This window comes from Parerythrobacter lacustris, from assembly GCF_024626475.1.
GTDB lineage: Bacteria > Pseudomonadota > Alphaproteobacteria > Sphingomonadales > Sphingomonadaceae > Parerythrobacter_A > Parerythrobacter_A lacustris.
The window spans coordinates 224253-240947 of record NZ_JANKHH010000005.1 but is presented as its reverse complement, the minus strand read 5'-3'; the positions used below and the strand labels follow the sequence as shown (position 1 = coordinate 240947).

The window sequence follows — 16695 nt, the reverse complement described above, 5'->3', positions numbered from 1 at the left end:
GCCGGTGGCATTACACATTTTTGCAATCGATTGCATTGATGCTACACCCGGTGCCACGGGAGACAGGAAAAATGGACGAATCGCGCAAGCCGCATCTCACGATCGGCCAGATATTGAGCATGAACCTGGGGTTCCTCGGGCTGCAGTTCAGCTTCGGGCTGCAGCAGGGCAATATGGGACCGATCTACTCGTTCCTCGGGGCGGAAGAGAGCCAGTTGCCGCTGCTGCAACTGGCCGGCCCGATCACCGGGCTGATCGTCCAGCCGATCGTCGGCGCGCTGAGCGACCGGACGCTGTCGCGGCTCGGACGGCGGACGCCCTATTTCCTCGTCGGTGCGATCATGTGCGCGGTTGGTCTGTTTTTCATGCCGCTGTCGGCCTCGATCATGTCGGCGGTGGCGTGGCTGTGGATCCTCGATGCCGGAAACAACATCACCATGGAGCCCTACCGCGCCTATGTCGCCGACCGGCTCAATCCCGAGCAGAGGCAAACCGGGTTCCTGACGCAAAGCGCCTTTACCGGCCTTGCGCAGATGCTGGCGTTCCTCACTCCCTCGGTGCTGGTGCTGATGGGGATGGACCGCGACTGGGTAGACGAGCACAACATTCCCTACACCGTGCGCGCGGTTTTCTGGGTCGGCGCGGTGCTTTCGCTGGCGACCATCATCTGGTCGGTTACCCGTGTGCCCGAACTTCCGCTGACCGAGCAGGAGCGCGGGTGGATCGAACGGCAGCCCAAAGGCTTTGCTGCAACCTTCCGCGAGATCGGCTCGGCGATCCGCGAGATGCCCCTGCCGATGCGCAAGCTCGGCATCATGATGCTGTTCCAGTGGTTCGCCATGGCGGGATACTGGGGCTATGTAATCTACACCATCAGCCGCAGCGTCTACGGCACCTCCGACGCGGCGAGCGACGGCTTCCGGCAGGCGGTGCTGACCAATGGCGAAATGGCGGCGTTCTACAACGGCATCGCCTTCGTCGGCGCATTCGCCATGGTGCCGGTTGCGAAGCGGATCGGCGCAGGGCCGCTGCATGCGCTGGCGCTGGCGGCCGGCGGGATCTCGATGCTGTTGCTGCCCGGAGTGACCGACAAGACGATGCTGTTCGTGGTGATCGTCGGCGTCGGCCTCGCCTGGGGCAGCATTATGGGCAATCCCTACGTCATTCTGTCCGGCTGCATCCCGGCTGAAAGGGTCGGGGTCTACATGGGCATCTTCAACATGATGATCGTGATCCCGATGCTGCTGTTCGCTTTTGTGATGAGCTCGGTCAATTTCGGCTTCGTGCAGATCGGTCTCGGCCTCTACGACGGGCTGCTGGGCGGCGATCCTCGCAATGTGCTGCGCATATCGGGCGGGTGCATGTTCGTGGCTGCGCTCGCCGTGTTGTGGGTCCGCGAAGGGTGGAAACCTCCGGCAGAACCAGTACCAACGGCGGCATGACGCAAATCCATGCCCTGCATACTACCGAGGCAAGTCTTGTCCTCGAGCATGACGCTGACCGCGGCGTGGTGTGGCGGCATTGCGGGCTGAGGGTCGACCCGGGCGATCTGCCGACGGCAGCCGAAGCGCGCGGCCCCGCCTCATTTGCGTTCGATCATGATATCGGCGTCCCGCTCGTCCCGCCTGCGGGTCTCGGCTGGTTCGGCCCCCCGGCAGTGGAGGTTCGGGATGCACGGGGATTGCCCGTCTTTTTTGCTCCGGACGGAGTTGCGGTCGCAGAAAGCGAAGACGCGCTGACGGTGGCATTGTCCGACACGGTGGCAGGGCTGGAGTGGACGGGCAGCTTCACGACGTTGTCTGGCGGCGCGATCCGGTCTTCGGCAGCGATCCGCAACACCGGAAATGCGCCAGTCCTTTTGGTTGGACTGGCCAGCGTCCAATTGCCGCTGGCTACCGGTTTCGCGCAGGTGGTCTCGTGGCGCGGGCGGCACAATGCCGAACTCGACGAATGCACCGAACCCATGCCGCGGCAACGCTGGGAAAAGGTCGGCCGCCGCGGGATTTCGGGGCATGGCGGGCCGCCGGGGCTCTATGTTCTGGCGCAGGATGCGGGCTGGCAAAGCGGCCTGACGATGGCGGTCCAACTCGAGTGGTCAGGTGACCACAGCCTCGCCATCGAGCGCGACGACGAGGGATTCTGGACGCTCTCGGCAGCTGCGACGCTCGCCCTCGGCGAAGTCGTGCTGGCACCCGGCGAAAGCCATTCCGCCCCCGCCGCGCTGCTCGCCATCTCAGGCAATGGCCGCAACGCAGCGATGGCCCAGCAGCACGCGGCGGTACGCAGCATGTTGCGCTGGCCCGGCGGTGCGATGGCCCCGCGCCCGGTCCATCTCAACAGCTGGGAAGCCTGCTATTTCGACCATGATGCGGCGCGAATCGAGGCGTTGGCGCAGGCAGCAGCCGGGATCGGGATCGAACGCTTCGTGCTGGACGACGGCTGGTTCGCCGGTCGCCGCCATGACCGCGCCGGGCTGGGCGACTGGACCCCCGACGCAGTTACCTACCCCGATGGCCTCGCCCCTCTCGCCCAAAGGATCGAGGCGATGGGCATGGAATTCGGCCTGTGGGTCGAACCCGAGATGATCAATCCCGACAGCGACCTCTACCGCGCGCATCCCAACTGGGCGCTCGCTCTGCCGGATCGTGAGCGGCCGACCGCGCGGCATCAACTGGTGCTCGACATGCGGCGCGAGGAGGTGCGCGATTACCTGTTCGACCGGCTCGACTCGGTGCTCAGCAGCGCGCCGATCGCCTATCTCAAATGGGATCATAACCGCGACCATGCACCGTCCGGCGGCGCAGCGCAGGTGCGCGGCACCTATGCGCTGCTCGAACGGCTGCGCGCAGCGTATCCCAATGTCGAGATCGAAGGTTGCGCCGGCGGCGGCGGGCGCAGTGATGCGGGACTGGTGCCCTATGTCCACCGGTTCTGGACGAGCGACAATATCGACGCGGTCGCGCGGGTCGCGATGCAGCGCAGCTTCCTCGCGTTTCTGCCGCCGGAGATCATGGGATCGCATGTGGGCGCGAGCCCGGCGCATGCCACCGGCCGGACGCAGGCGCTCGCCTTCCGTGCCGCGATCGCCTGCATGGGGCATCTCGGCGTCGAGCTCGATCCCGCAAGCCTGTCGGACGAGGACCGCACCGAGCTGGCGCGCTGGATTGAATTCTACAAGCGGTGGCGCGGGCTGCTGCATGGCCGCGAAGTGCATCTGGGCGAAGGGACCGACGGACTTCGCTGGCAGGCGCAGGGGACGGCGCAGCGCAAGCTGCTGTTCTGCATCCGCACCGCCTTGCCACAGGACCGTCGCCCTCAACCTCTCCCCTTGCACTTCGCTGCGAGCTACCCCCGATGGAACGTCTCGCTGCTCGAAGTTGCCGAGCAACGAGGCCACGGTCTGCCGCGCGCCGCGCAGTTCGACCGGATGGCGAGTGGTCCGGTCCGCTACACCGGCAGTTGGCTGGCGCAAGCCGGTCTTCCGATGCCGATCCAGAAGGCCGAAAGCGTGGCGATCTTCCTGCTGGAGGCAGCCGAATGAGCCGCGACGACCTGCCCCACCGCCGCCGCAACTTGCTGACCGGCGAATGGGTGCTGGTCTCACCCCACCGCGCAATGCGGCCGTGGCAGGGCGAACAGTCGCCGGTCGCAGCGGACAACCCCCCGTCATACGATCCCGATTGCTATCTCTGCCCCGGGAACGCTCGCACCGGCGGAAACACCAACCCGGCCTACGGGCAGACCTTCGTGTTTCCCAACGACTTCCCCGCCTTGCTCAGCGAAGGTGGCGACGGCGGGCAGGAGCATCCGCTGTTCCAGATCTCCCCCGCACGCGGCGAGGCGCGGGTGATCTGCTATTCGCCCGATCATTCGCGCACTCTGGCGAGGATGGACGATCCTGCGCGCGCGGCAGTGATCGATTGCTGGTGCGACCTGTCGCGCGAGCTCGGCGCAAAATGGGCGCATGTGCAGCTGTTCGAGAACAAGGGCGCGATGATGGGCGCCTCCTCGCCCCATCCCCACGGGCAGGTATGGGCGAGCGATTTCGTGCCGCAGATCGTGGCGCAGGAAGATGCTCGCCAGCGGGCCCATGCTTCGGCAAGCGAGATGTGCCTACTTGAGGAAGTGATCGCTGCAGAAATCTCTGCGGGCGAGCGCGTCGTCGAAGAGAACGACCACTGGCTTGCGATCGTTCCGCACTGGGCCGCCTGGCCGTTTGAAACGCTGCTGGTTGCGAAACAGGATGTCAACCGGCTGGAAAATCTCGACACCATGGCACGCGGCGAACTGGCTACCATTCTCGGGCGGCTGCTAGGGCGATATGATGGGCTGTTCGGGGTCGATTTCCCCTATTCGATGGGCTGGCACGGCGCACCGCATAGTATCGGCGACGATACCGCGCACTGGCGCCTCCATGCCCATTTCCATCCTCCGCTGCTGCGCAGCGCGACGATCCGCAAGCATATGGTCGGCTTCGAACTGCTGGCCGAAACCCAGCGCGATCTCACACCGGAGCAAGCAGCCCAACGTCTGCGCGAGGTCGCGATATGAGCGCGAGAGAAGCGGCAATGGCTCGATTTGCCGAGGTCTTCGGCGGTGGACCGGAAGGCGTCGTCTTCGCTCCGGGACGCGTCAATCTGATCGGCGACCATGTCGACTACAACGACGGCCTGGTGCTGCCCATGCCACTCGAAGTCGGCACCGCAGTCGCTTGGCGCGCGCGGGACGACGACAGGGTTGTGGTCCACGCCGCCGACATGGACGACCCGTACTGTGCATTCGATCTCGCCGATCCTCCGCCCCGGAGCGCAGGTTGGCATTCGCTGGCACATGGCATGGTATCGCTGATGCAGGCGGAGTTTCCCCTGACCGGAGGCATCGAGATGCTGGTGTCCGGAGATTTGCCGCGCGGCTCCGGCCTGTCGTCATCGGCATCGTTCTGTGTCGCGGTGGGCAGGGCGGTAGCCGCGTCTTCCGGTCGCACCGATGTCGATCCGGTGCGGATCGCCCGGCTGGCACAGCAGGTCGAGCATCGATTCGCCGGCGTGGCTTGCGGGATCATGGACCAGATGGCGGTCGCGGTTGGCAACCCGGGGAACGCCATGCTGCTCGACTGCCGCGACCTTTCGTGGCGGGATGTCGCCGTACCGCAGGATTGGTGCGTCATGATCGTGCAGTCGGGCGTAACCCGCGAACTGGTCGACGGCGCATACAACGCCCGGCGCGAGCAATGCGAGAGCGCGGCGCGCAAGCTTGGGGTCGCCAGCCTGCGCGATGTCGACCCTGACACTGTTGACTGGACCGGGCTCGACCCGGTCGAGACCCGCCGTGCGCGCCACGTGGTGAGCGAGATCCGCCGGACCCGTCTCGCGGCTAAAGCGATGGCAACTGGCGACATTGAGAGCTTCGGCCGACTGATGCGCGCGGCGCATGTTTCGATGCGGGACGATTTCGAGGCCAGCCATCCCGAAGTGGATCGGCAGGTCATCCAGATCGACCGGATTATCGGGCCGCGAGGAGGCGCGCGGATCACCGGAGGGGGCTTCGGCGGGGCGAGCGTGGCGGTCTGCCTCGCCGAAGAAGCCGACCGGGTCATCCAGGAGATACGGCAGGAACATGGGCCGGACGGTGCAGGACTTGAAGTGATGAGGGCAGTTCATTGACGACACAAGAGACATTGCCGGGCAGGTCGGAAGCGGCCGAACGAATCTCGGCGTGGCGGCCGCAGGGGAGATGGGCTGCATTGCATCTGCGGCCTTTCGGCGCAGCCGATGTGGTGCCGATCGTCCCCGAGCTCGATCTGTGGGACAGCTGGCCGCTGCAGCATGAAGACGGATCGACCGTGACGATCGATGGCGCGCAATTCTGGTTCTTCCTCTCTTCCGCCAAGTACGACGATCCCGGCCACCGGCACTTCCACGCCCGCATCCGCTTGATGCGGGTGAAGGACGGAGCGTGGACCGATTGCGGCAATGCGATTCCCGATGCGCTGTCTCCGGGTGAAGCGGAATGGGCCGGATCCTGCGTGCTTCATGACGACGCGGCTTCGGTGACGCTGTTTTTCACCGCCGCCGGGCGCAAGGGCGAGGGCCGCAGCTTCGAACAGCGCATCTTCGCGACACGCGGCACGATGGGTCCGGACGGGCCGGGCGGCTGGCAGCAACCCGAAGAGCTCTTCGCCGCCGACGGCACGACGTATATGCCCGCCAACCAGCCCGAAGGAGCACCGGGCGCGATCAAGGCGTTTCGCGATCCCGCCTGGTTCCGCGATCCGGCGGACGGACAGGCCTATCTGCTGTTCACCGGCAGCGCAGGGTGGGACGCCAGTCCCCACAACGGGCTGGTCGGTCATGCCGCAATGACGGCCGATCGCTGGGAACTTCGCCGTCCATTGCTGCATGCGGTCGGGGTCAACAACGAGATGGAGCGACCGCATGTCCTCGTCCGCGACGGGCGTTACTACCTGTTCTGGTCGACCCAGCGGCACACCTTTGCACCTGGCGTCCATGCCGGTCCCAATGGCCTCTATTGCGCTGTCGCCGACCGGCTCTCCGGCCCATGGACCCCGGTCAATGGCGACGGGCTGGTCGCGACCAACCCGGCGGAGGAGCCGACCCAGGCCTATAGCTGGTGGGTCACCGGCGAAGGCGTGGTATGGAGCTTCATCGACCACTGGGGCATGCAGGGCCGCAGTTTTGCGACTCATCCCGAAACGCTGCGGGCACAGTTCGGCGGCACCCCTGCCCCGACCTTCAGCCTCGCCTTCGATGGGAGCAGCGTGACGATCGTCTAGCGGTTTGATCCGGCAACCGCGCGGAAATATGGACGGTGCCGAAGTGAGAAATGCGCACAGCTATCCGGTCAAGTCCTTCAGGCGCTGTCCCGGATCACCAGTTCGGGCGGCATGACCAATGCGTCGGCGTCACCGCCTTCGATCTTTGCCATCAGCCGCTTGACCATCTGCGCCGCACCGCTGGCGATGTTCTGGCGGATGGTGGTCAGCTGCGGCACCGAATGGCGCGCGAGCGGCAGGTCGTCGAAACCGATCACTGCCATGTCCGCCGGGACGGCGACGCCGAGCTCGTGCAGCTGGCGGATGGTCGCCATGGCGATCGCATCCGACGCGCACACCGCGCCTTCTATATTGCCGTCGAGCGAGGTCATCGCGACCCCGATCTCGTCGGTCATCTCCTCGATCGACAGGTGGATCGGCATGTGCTGCAACCGCGCACCCTGCCCAAATTCGGCTACCGCAGCCTGCGCGCCGCTATAGCGTTCGTCGATCTCGATGCCGGTCGTGTCGCCGAGGAAGACGAGCGATCGCAGGCCCTTGCCGAGCAGATATTCCGCCGCCATCCGGCCGCCCAGGAAATTGTCCGTCCCGACCGAGCAATGCGCCTGCCCGGCGCGGTTGCTGCCCCACACCACCAGCGGCTTGTAGCTGCGCGCAACCTCCTCGATCGCATCGAACTGGTCCGACTGGCCGATCATCAACACGCCGTCGACCATGCCCGAGTTGACGACCCTGTCGAGCCAGTTCGCGTCTTCCTGAGGAATCGCCCGGCTCAGCATCACGTCGTATCCCCGTTCGGTCAGTTCGTCGGCGAGCACCCCCAACAGGGTCATGAAGAAGGGATCGGAGATATGCTGCCGCCGGTCGTGTCCGAGCGGGATGACCACCGCGATGACCCCGGTTTTCTGGCGGCGCAGCTTGCTTGCCATCTGGTTGACCTGGAAGCCGTGCTTGCGGGCGAGGGCCTGAATGCGGTCGCGGGTGCGGGCATTGACCATCGGCTTGTCCGCAAGCGCGCGCGAGACCGTGCCCGCCGAAACGCCCGCGATGCCGGCCAGTTCGGCGATGTTGCGCACGCGCCTGACTGGCGCTTCGGGGGCCGAAATGTCGCTGTCGTCTGCCATTCGCCATCCGTCCTATAACAAGCTGACAAAAAAGCCACCCACTACGTTGCAATCGATTGCAGAACGGCTATTCGAGCGCGGAACACGATCAATTGCCCGCTCGAGGAGGCAGGGTGCGACCGCTCTATCATTACACTCCGCGATCGAACTGGCTGAGCGACCCCAATGGCCTCGTGCATGACGGCGAGCGCTGGCACATGTTCTACCAGTACAACCCGCATGGCGAGGACTGGGGGCACATGTCCTGGGGTCATGCGGTGAGCAGCGACCTCGCCAGGTGGGAGGAACTGCCGGTCGCACTGCTGACCGACGAGCGCCGCATGGTCTTCTCCGGCAGCGCGGCGATGGATACCTCTGGCAGCGCGGGATTCGGCCGCGATGCGATGATCGCGCTCTATACCGCCGCCGCGATCGGCGAGCCGCAGCATCAGGCGCAGGCGCTGGCGTGGAGCATGGACAAGGGCACAACGTGGACCGAGCACCCGGGCAATCCGGTGCTCGATCTCGGCATGGCCGATTTCCGCGATCCCTACGTCTTTCGGCACGAGCCGAGCGACAGCTGGGTGATGGTGGTGGTGAAGTCGAACGAGCAGGTAGCGCAGATATACCGCTCACCCGACTTGCTGCGCTGGGGGCTGGCTTCGGAAATCCCGGCAAGCGACGCGCCAGGCAAGGTGTGGGAATGCCCGACGCTGGTCGAACTGCCCATCTGCGGCAGAGGGCAGACCCGCTGGTTGTTCAAGGTCGATGCCTTGACCGGCGCACCGGGTGCCGGCGCACTCTATCTCACGGGCAATTTCGACGGGCATCGCTTCACCCCCGACGGTCCATGGCAGGTGGTCGATCAAGGCCGCGATTTCTATGCCGCCGTTGCGTGGAACGGGCCGCGCGATGCGGTGGGCCGCCCGGCATGGATCGGGTGGATGGGCAACCATGCCTATCAGAAGCATTTCCCAAAGAAGGGCTGGCGCGGAGTGATGAGCGCGCCGCGGCGGATGGGCTTGCTGGAGCGCCCCGATGGTCTGCGCCTATCGCAAGTGATCGAACCGAGTGTGGCCGGCCTGTTCGGCGATTTCGGCGCGCTAGGGGTCGACAAAGTGGTCAAGGTCGCCAGCCGGATGGAATTGGTGGCCGATTTCGCGGGCGATCTTCTGCTCACCGATGACGGCTCATGCCAGCTCACGGTTCGTGTGCAAGGCGACCGGTGGCTAATCGAACGCCGCGACACCGCTTTGCCCTTCCTCGATGCGGAGGCAACCCTTGAAAGGCGAGATGGCGAAGGGCTCTCAATTTGGATCGACAGCGAAACGGTGGAAGTGTTGACCCCCGACGGAACCGGCGCTGCGAGCTTCCAGCACCGTCCAGCAAGCGCGCGGATGTCGGTCGAAACCGACCGACCGCAGCACATATCAGTCGCGGCCCTGGCCTGACGCGCGCCGCGCGAGTTCTAGCGCGCCGGTGATGCCTGCGTCGTCGCCCAGCCCCGGCGCGGTGATGTAAGTGGCCAAGCCCGGATCGAGCCTCGGATGCTGGACATAACCTTCCAGCCGCGCCTCGGCCTGCTGGCGCAGGCTGCCCAGCAGGCCGGGTGCCTTCATCACACCGCCGCCGAAGATCAGCCGGTCGGGCATATGCATCAGCACCAGCGTGACCGCGAAATCGGCGAGGTAGGAGGCAATCAGCGGCACCGCATCGGGCTCGCTCGCGGAGAATTCGTCGAGCGAGGCACCCCAACGGTCGCTGATCGCCGGACCGCTGGCGAGGCCTTCGAGGCAGTCGCCATGGAACGGGCAGCGCCCGGTGAAGGGGTCGCGTGCCGGATCGCGCGGTGGGCGGATGTGCCCGGCCTCGAGATGGCTGATCCCTCCGCGCGACGCGCCCTTGTGCAGCACGCCGGTGCCGATCCCCGTCCCGACGGTGGTGTAGGCGAGCGTCTCGCATCCCTGCCCCGCGCCGGACAGCCATTCGCCCAGAGCTGCGCCGTTGACGTCGGTATCCACCAGGATTGGCGCGCCGAGCCCCCCCAGCGCATCATGGAACCGCGCCCCGCTCCAGCCCGGCTTGGGGGTGGTAGTGAAGGTGCCATAGGCGGGCGAGGCCGGGTCGATGTCGATCGGGCCAAAGGAGGCTATGCCGATCCCGGCCAAGTCGTGCTGCGCGAAGAACGCCGCCATCTCGGGAAAGGTCTCCGTCGGGGTGCGGGTGTCCATCCGCACTCGCTCGACGATGGTCCCGTCCATGCGCGCGACGGCGAGGACGAACTTGGTCCCACCTGCTTCGACTGCGCCGATCAATGGCTCGTTCACTTCGTGCTCCCTGTCATTTGTGGTGCCACATCGAAAGCCATGGTCAATCGCTCCTCCCCCTCGAACGGCACAGTGCCGTGCCAGGTGGTCGAAGGGAATAGCGCCAGCCGCCCAGGCTTCGGCGTGATGTATTGCGTCGGCCCGAGGCCCAGCCCCAGCTCCGGCGGCGGCATGCCCAGGGCCAGCTCTCCGGCATGGTCGCGCCCGGTTTCAGGCGGCACGACGATATAGAGCGCGGAGCTGGCCCAGCCTTGCGGATGGGTATGCGCGCTATGATGCCCGCCGCCTGCCAGCCGCACCGACCAGCTGCCGCTGAAGCGGATGTCGGCGGGCTTGCGGGACAGCAGAAGGTGGCTCGCACCTTGCGGCAAGCCATCGCGCCATTGTTCGACCACCGCCTCGATTTTGCGCCGCAGCGCCATCACCAGCGGGTCATGGTGCAAAAGCAGATTGCGCTCGGTCTGCGTCCCGCCGCGCACCGATTGTTCGGGATAGGGGGCGGACATACGGTGGAGACCGCGCAGGAAGGTCGCCAGTTCGGCCAGCGTGGCTTGCGGGAGTTCGAGATCGATTGCGTTGGTAAAGTTTCCTTCCAGCCAGTCGGCACGGTCATCGCCCATCAGCCGCCAGCAGAGATCGAGGTAAGGCCAGAACTGCCCCTCGTGGGAAGTGCCGAGCTGCGCCTCGGCCAAAACGAGCGCCCGCGCCGGATCGCCATGGCGGAGCGCATGCCGCACTTGCAGCAGCGCGAGCCCCGGATCGTTTGACCCTGCATGGGCAGCAAAGATCTCCGGATCGGCGTTCGCTGCACCGCTTTCGCAATCGAGCCACAGGCGCAGCAAGGGAAACTTGCCATGTGCCAGAATCTTGCGCGCCTCCTCCCAATCCTTGCCCGCTACGACTTTGTGGAACCAGGCTTGGATCAATGCCGCATTGCCCGGTTCGCACTGCACTGCCTCGGCGAAGCTACGCAGTGGATCGTCCTCACCCGCCGTGGTCCGGAGCGTGGCGAGCGTGTTGTGCCCCTCCACCCACCCAGAGCTGCGCGCGAGAATTCCTTCCAGCAGCCGCGTGGCCCGCCCGCCCTGCCCTTCGGAAGCCAGCGCCAGTGCGAAATTGCGCACGATGTCGGGATTCCCGGGATTGAGCTGCGCCGCGCGTTCGAACAGAGGCACGGCGTCGAACCACCCCTCCCAATGGAATTGCGCCCGCATGAAGGATAGCGCAGGATGGTCAGGGGCCTGCGCCACCGCTGCATCAATCGCAGCGCAAGCGGTGGCCATATCCTGCGCGGCGTAAGCGGCCTGCGCCTGAGCAACGAGCGTCGGAACAGTTTCCTGCGCCACTGCGGCTCTCACACCGCCGGGGCTTTGCAATGCCGGTCGATGAACTGCTCGAGCGTGGTCTGCTGCGCCGCTTCGTGCGCCATCGCCGCCTTGAGCTTGCCCAACCACTCACCCGGTCGCTGCTCGCGATAACCCGCGACCGGGTCGCAGGCCTCGGGGATATTGCCCTGCCCGATATGCACCGCATGCCAGCTCGGCGGGCCGAACAGGTCCATGTCGCGCGCGATATGGCGTCCGTAGCGGCGGAAATGCTCGATCTTGAAGGCGAGCGTGTCGGGAATTTCCATGTCGCGGCAGTACCGCCAAAGCTCGGAATCATCGCGCGTCGTCAGCTTGTAATGCAGCACCAGGAAGTCGCGGATCCGTTCGTATTCGGTGCGGGCAATGTGGTTGTATTCGTCGCGCACCATCGGGTCGAAGCTGCGGTCGGGGAACAGCGCCAACAGCTTGGAAATCCCGGCCTGAATCAAATGCAGGCTGGTCGATTCGAGTGGTTCCATAAAGCCGCTCGACAGGCCGATCGCGACCACGTTCCTGTCCCAGAACTTGCGCCGCATACCGGTGACGAAGCGGAGCCGGTTGGGCTGTGCCAGCGGCTCGCCGTCGAGGTTGGCCAGCAGGGTCCGCTCTGCCTCTTCGTCGCTGATGAACTGGCTGCAATAGACATAGCCATTGCCGATCCGGTGCTGCAACGGGATGCGCCATTGCCAGCCCGCTTCGCGCGCGGTCGAACGGGTGTAGGGAGTAAACTCGCCGCCATGGCTGCACGGAATGGCCACAGCACGGTCGCATGGCAGCCAGTGGGTCCAATCCTCGTATCCGGCCTTGAGCGCCCCTTCAATCAGTAGCCCGCGAAAGCCCGAGCAGTCGATGAACAGCTCGGCCTTCAACACCTGCCCGTCTTCCAATGTGACCGAGCGGATGAACCCACTCTCTCCGTCGAGGGTGACATCGGCGATCTTGCCTTCGACGCGGGTGACACCGCGCTTCTCGGAGTAGGCGCGCAGATAACGCGCATAGCGTCCGGCATCGAAATGGAAGGCATAGTCGAAAGTCGACATGACGTTTCGGCCATCGGGGCTGGGTATCGTAAACCGTCCCCGTTTTGCGAGTTGCCAGGCCATCGACAGCTCGTCGAACTCCCCGGCGTCCTCGCCGCTCAGCCTCGCCTGTAGCCACAGCTGGTGCACGTCGCGGATATCCATCGGCTTGCCGTGCGGACCGAAGGGATGGAAATAGCGTTCGCCCTTGGCGCCCCAGTCGACGAATTCGATCCCCAGCTTGAACGAGCCCTGCGTCTCGCGGATGAACTCGCGTTCGTCGATGCCGAGCATGGCATTGAAGGTGCGGATCGGTGGGATGGTCGCTTCGCCCACGCCGACGGTGCCGATCGCCTCGGATTCGACCAGCGTGATCGCGCACCCTCTGGGCAGCGCATTGGCCAGCGCCGCCGCGGTCATCCATCCTGCAGAGCCTCCGCCGACCACCAGGATCGAGCGGATGGCGCGGTCATCTGCTGTATCGGTCATCGGAATATCCTAGCGACACAAGAAAGGGACCGGTAGCCTGAACCACCGGTCCCCGTGGTTGGCGGTGGGAGCCGCCGGGAGGATGTGCGGCGCGCCCCCCGGCACGCCGCACGAACATGCGACCCGATCAGAAGGTCAGGCGAACCGATGCGCTGACATTGCGGCCCGGAACCGGCGTACCGCTGACGATCGCCGGGGATACCCCGCCATTGACCAGCGTGGCACCGTTGCCGCGAAGGTCGAAGGTGTTGAACAGGTTGTAGACGTTGACACCGAGCTCGAGGTTGTCGAGCGGGCTGACGCGGAGCGAGGCGTTGAAGGTGGTCTTGCCTTCGTATTCCCGCAGGGCATCGTCGACCACGCTGGTCTGCCCGGTGGCCGACAGGCCCAGCGTCACGATATCGGCGAAATCGTAGGAGGCCGAAAGCGAGTAGCTGAGGTCGGGAATGAACGGCGCCTTGGTGAAATTCGCCGCGCCCGACAGCTTGCGTTGCGCGTCGGAGTAGGTCGCATTGGCCACGAACAGCAGTCCGCCGTTGCGGTAGGTGCCGAAGAACTCGAAGCCTTTCGACTTGTATTCGCTGTCGATGATGCAGCCGCCGGCCCCGCCGGGGCAACGGGTGGCCGAAAGCTCGAAGGTGCTTTGGCTGAAATCGCCCTTGAGCAGCGTCAGCTCCGCCGTCCAGTCGCCGCCGCCGAGGCCGCCGCGTGCCTTCGCGCCGAGCTCGTACTGGTTGACGAAGTCGACCGAGGGGGTGACCCCGTCGGCCGCGCAGCCGTTGGTGCCCGCAAGCGCCTCAGCCCCGGTGCACAGCGACCCGTCATTGGCGATCTTGCCGCCGACGGTCTGGCGGTCGGAGTTGAAGCGCCCACCGCGCGAGGCGCGGGCAAAGATCGACAGGTCGCTCGATGCTTTGAACAGGCCGCCGACCGACCAGCTGGTGTAGCTGCGGCTGTAATCGAGCTGTTCACGCGCTCCGTTGGCGGTCATCGCCTCGATCCGCAGGTTCGGGCGGCTGGGATCGGGCGAGACGAGGAAGGTGTTGCCCCCGGCGATGGTGTAGCCGCTCGCCGCAACCCGCTCGAACCGGACCGAGGCATCGAAGTTGAACAGATCGCCGTCGAGCACCAGCTGCGCGTAAGGCGCGGTGTTAGTGTAACCGAGGTCGTAGTCGCGGGCGCAACAATTGCCCCAATTGTTGTTATAGCCCGAGATGCCCTGGAAGGTCAGCTGGTTGCCGGCCGCGTCGTAGAGGTCGAGCTGCGCCGGGTTGTCCCCGCTCAGTTCGCGGGTCGAGCGGTTGACGTGCCAGTCCATCGCGATGGTCTGGTCCATGTAGAAGAAGCCGCCGCGCGCTGTCAGCAGCATTGAGCCGACATCGAATTCGCCCGCGAGCACGAGATCGTTCACGAAAGCGCCGAGGTCACGGATATTGGTGGTGACGTTGACATTGTTGTCGAGCAGCGCACCGGTAAACACCTGCCCGGCGCTCGGACCGTTGGCGTAACGGATCTGCGCCACGGTCGCCCCGTTGACGGTCGAACCGATCACACTTCCGCGGGTCGCAATGTTGAGGAACGGGGAGGAGAAACGGCCACTGACATCGGAATAGCGCGCCCGGTTGTCGAGCGTAAAGTTATCGCCGAATTCCCAGTGCAGCTGCGCCCCGATATATTGCTGATCGGTCGAGATGCCGTTGATCCCGACCCGCTCGAACACGCCGTCGCGATTGTAGATCAGCTGTTCCTGGTTGTAGATCGAGTAGTTGGTCTGGCTGCGTCCATCGAATCCGGGAAAAGCACGGATATCGCTGACCTCGCCGTTGGCGAAGTTGGCCAGCGCCGGAGCACCGGTGTAGTTGATGCCCTGCGTGTCGGCGACCTTGAAGAACAACCGCAGGAACGATGCCCCGTCATCGAACTCCTTGGTCAGGTTGCCCTTCACCTGGATGCTGTCGTTGATCGTGTAGTCGACCCCCAGCGGGTCCTTGCCGCGCTGGAAATAGCCGCCGACGTGGAAGTAAAGCCCTTCGCCCAGCCCGCCGCCGTAACGGAAGTCGAGCTTGGTGTCGTTGAAGTCGACCCCCTTGGTCAGCTGGACTAGGCCGCCTTCCTTTTCGCCCGTGTGGCTGATGTAGTTGATCACCGCGCCGGGGGCCTGGCTGGCCAGCGTGGTGGCCGAACCGCCGCGCACGGCTTCCACCGATGCGGTGGTGGTGTCGAACTTGGACCAGTAGTCGTTGTTGCCGAACTGGATGTCGCCGAACAGCACCATCGGCAGGCCGTCTTCCTGCAATTGCACGAAAGGCGCGCCGCCGGTGGCGACCGGCAGGCCGCGGACGGCGATGTTGGCGTTGCCGCCGGGCCCCGAGGTGCCCGGCGTCTGGATACCCGGCAGCAGGCGGAAAATTTCCGCTTCGGACTGCGGCTGGAAGTTCTGGATGATCGAATCGTCGATCGAGGTCACCGAGATCGAACTTTCGATCTGCGTCTGATTGCCAACCGATGCGGTGACGACGATGATGTCGAGGCCGGTTGGATCTGCTGCTGCCTCCTCGTTGTCCTGCGCCAAAGACGGCGCAGAAAATGGCAGCGCAACCCCAAGGGCAAGTGCAGATACGCACGTACGATACGCGGTCCTAGTCATTATTCTCTCTCCCGTAATGGCGCGCACAACTCCCCTGCGCGACGTCCGATTCGCCCCGATCTAATATTTTTGCAATCGATTGCAAAGAAGAATCTGCAATCGATTGCTTTTCGCTCTCAATGAGTGGATCCTTCATCTGGCAACTAACAGTTGCGGGCCGCGGAGGGCGGGTTCCTCAGTTGCCGGCTGCATTCGGATCGCTGTGGAGAACGCAGCACGGCGGTGCCAGCGCGATCAGCGGCGATTGCCGCGGCACCGCCCATCCAGGCACTTCACCTTCCCCTGCAATCAACCCGGGCGAGCGAATTCCTCGACGCAAAATCAGCCCGACCGCAGTGCAGGCGAATGGTCCGGCAGTGGAAAATGGTAGCGGAGGAGGGACTTGAATTCCCGACACCCTGACTATGATTCCGGCCCTCGTTCACAATGATTTCAGTGCCGCACAACTATAGGCCTCGTTGGCAGCTGGCGGGTTTCTTGGATCTCTAATCTTGCGAAGCCATCCTTGGTAGAGCTCTTCGCCACCAGCAACTACTGGAATGACCGTTTGCGAAACGGTGATTTGTGGCCAAGCGTATAGTAGGTTGAACGCATGGGTGGGCGTGAAAAGCGCACGTTCGCGCGTCATATGAGTTTGCCCATCCCTTCTCGCTTCGATCTTCAAAGCAGCTACGGTCTTTCCTGCATAGGATGCCATGTTCCCGGCGTGAAAGCGGAAATCACCTTTCCGTTTGCCCGTCAGGTGACTCCTGCAAGCGCCTGCTCTGCGTCGTCACGTACCAGGTGACCAAAATGCCACTCGATCATCGCAACGCTGGTGCCTGCCATCTGCGCAACAGTAAGGATCGGCAGACCCACCCGCACCAAATCGGTCAACACGCTATGCCGCAACGTGCAGGCTGACGTTGCTGCAGGCAGTTCTGCGGCATCGACGGCCTGCTTGATCGGGT

General features: G+C 64.7%; 13 protein-coding genes. 6 read left to right on the top strand and 7 right to left on the bottom strand.

Going from position 1 to position 16695, the window contains the following annotated elements:
- The first annotated feature begins 71 nt into the window (after positions 1-71).
- The 5 genes from NSO95_RS10370 (at position 72) to NSO95_RS10350 (ending at position 6793) form a co-directional block, all read left to right on the top strand.
- The gene (locus tag NSO95_RS10370; RefSeq protein ID WP_257596153.1) at positions 72-1442 is read left to right on the top strand and encodes an MFS transporter; all 1371 of its coding nucleotides are present in this window, start codon (positions 72-74) and stop codon (positions 1440-1442) included.
- On the top strand, positions 1439-3541 hold the full coding sequence (locus NSO95_RS10365) for an alpha-galactosidase (protein WP_257596152.1): 2103 nt from the start codon (positions 1439-1441) through the stop codon (positions 3539-3541). Before NSO95_RS10370 ends, NSO95_RS10365 begins: the two co-directional genes overlap by 4 nt.
- A complete protein-coding gene (locus tag NSO95_RS10360) occupies positions 3538-4551 on the top strand; it encodes a UDP-glucose--hexose-1-phosphate uridylyltransferase (RefSeq protein ID WP_257596151.1) in 1014 nt (337 codons plus the stop codon). Before NSO95_RS10365 ends, NSO95_RS10360 begins: the two co-directional genes overlap by 4 nt.
- Positions 4552-4568: 17 nt before the next feature.
- Positions 4569-5663 (top strand): galactokinase, encoded by a 1095-nt coding sequence (gene galK / locus NSO95_RS10355; protein WP_257596150.1) that lies wholly within the window; start codon positions 4569-4571, stop codon positions 5661-5663.
- Between the two features lie 80 nt (positions 5664-5743).
- Positions 5744-6793: a glycoside hydrolase family 68 protein gene (locus tag NSO95_RS10350; RefSeq protein WP_257596149.1), complete on the top strand. Its 1050-nt coding sequence runs from the start codon at positions 5744-5746 to the stop codon at positions 6791-6793.
- Between the two features lie 77 nt (positions 6794-6870).
- Here the strand turns inward: NSO95_RS10350 and NSO95_RS10345 are convergent, their stop codons facing one another.
- Positions 6871-7917: a LacI family DNA-binding transcriptional regulator gene (locus NSO95_RS10345; RefSeq protein WP_257596148.1), complete on the bottom strand. Its 1047-nt coding sequence runs from the start codon at positions 7915-7917 to the stop codon at positions 6871-6873.
- A 113-nt stretch (positions 7918-8030) separates the two neighbouring features.
- Between NSO95_RS10345 and NSO95_RS10340 the strand changes: the two genes are divergently transcribed.
- Positions 8031-9347, top strand: coding sequence for a glycoside hydrolase family 32 protein (locus NSO95_RS10340; protein WP_257596147.1), 1317 nt, complete (start codon positions 8031-8033; stop codon positions 9345-9347).
- Here the strand turns inward: NSO95_RS10340 and NSO95_RS10335 are convergent.
- The 6 genes from NSO95_RS10335 to NSO95_RS10310 all read right to left on the bottom strand — a co-directional run bounded on the left by NSO95_RS10335 (position 9327) and on the right by NSO95_RS10310 (position 16621).
- Positions 9327-10223, bottom strand: coding sequence for an ROK family protein (locus NSO95_RS10335; RefSeq protein WP_257596146.1), 897 nt, complete (start codon positions 10221-10223; stop codon positions 9327-9329). The genes NSO95_RS10340 and NSO95_RS10335 overlap by 21 nt on opposite strands.
- Positions 10220-11581: a putative 2OG-Fe(II) oxygenase gene (locus NSO95_RS15355; RefSeq protein ID WP_257596145.1), complete on the bottom strand. Its 1362-nt coding sequence runs from the start codon at positions 11579-11581 to the stop codon at positions 10220-10222. The genes NSO95_RS10335 and NSO95_RS15355 overlap by 4 nt, the downstream gene beginning before the upstream one ends.
- Positions 11578-13098, bottom strand: coding sequence for a tryptophan halogenase family protein (locus NSO95_RS10325; protein WP_257596144.1), 1521 nt, complete (start codon positions 13096-13098; stop codon positions 11578-11580). The genes NSO95_RS15355 and NSO95_RS10325 overlap by 4 nt, the downstream gene beginning before the upstream one ends.
- A gap of 127 nt (positions 13099-13225) precedes the next feature.
- On the bottom strand, positions 13226-15670 hold the full coding sequence (locus NSO95_RS10320) for a TonB-dependent receptor domain-containing protein (protein ID WP_257596143.1): 2445 nt from the start codon (positions 15668-15670) through the stop codon (positions 13226-13228).
- A 496-nt stretch (positions 15671-16166) separates the two neighbouring features.
- Positions 16167-16442: a hypothetical protein gene (locus tag NSO95_RS10315; RefSeq protein ID WP_257596142.1), complete on the bottom strand. Its 276-nt coding sequence runs from the start codon at positions 16440-16442 to the stop codon at positions 16167-16169.
- A 41-nt stretch (positions 16443-16483) separates the two neighbouring features.
- The gene (locus tag NSO95_RS10310) at positions 16484-16621 is read right to left on the bottom strand and encodes a hypothetical protein (RefSeq protein ID WP_257596141.1); all 138 of its coding nucleotides are present in this window, start codon (positions 16619-16621) and stop codon (positions 16484-16486) included.
- Positions 16622-16695 lie beyond the last annotated feature (74 nt).

Coding starts and splice junctions, on each gene's coding strand:
- NSO95_RS10370 (WP_257596153.1), top strand. CDS start 72: ATGGACGAATCGCGCAAGCCGCATCTCACGATCGGCCAGATATTGAGC.
- NSO95_RS10365 (WP_257596152.1), top strand. CDS start 1,439: ATGACGCAAATCCATGCCCTGCATACTACCGAGGCAAGTCTTGTCCTC.
- NSO95_RS10360 (WP_257596151.1), top strand. CDS start 3,538: ATGAGCCGCGACGACCTGCCCCACCGCCGCCGCAACTTGCTGACCGGC.
- galK (WP_257596150.1), top strand. CDS start 4,569: ATGGCTCGATTTGCCGAGGTCTTCGGCGGTGGACCGGAAGGCGTCGTC.
- NSO95_RS10345 (WP_257596148.1), bottom strand. CDS start 7,917: ATGGCAGACGACAGCGACATTTCGGCCCCCGAAGCGCCAGTCAGGCGC.
- NSO95_RS10325 (WP_257596144.1), bottom strand. CDS start 13,098: ATGACCGATACAGCAGATGACCGCGCCATCCGCTCGATCCTGGTGGTC.
- NSO95_RS10315 (WP_257596142.1), bottom strand. CDS start 16,442: ATGGCATCCTATGCAGGAAAGACCGTAGCTGCTTTGAAGATCGAAGCG.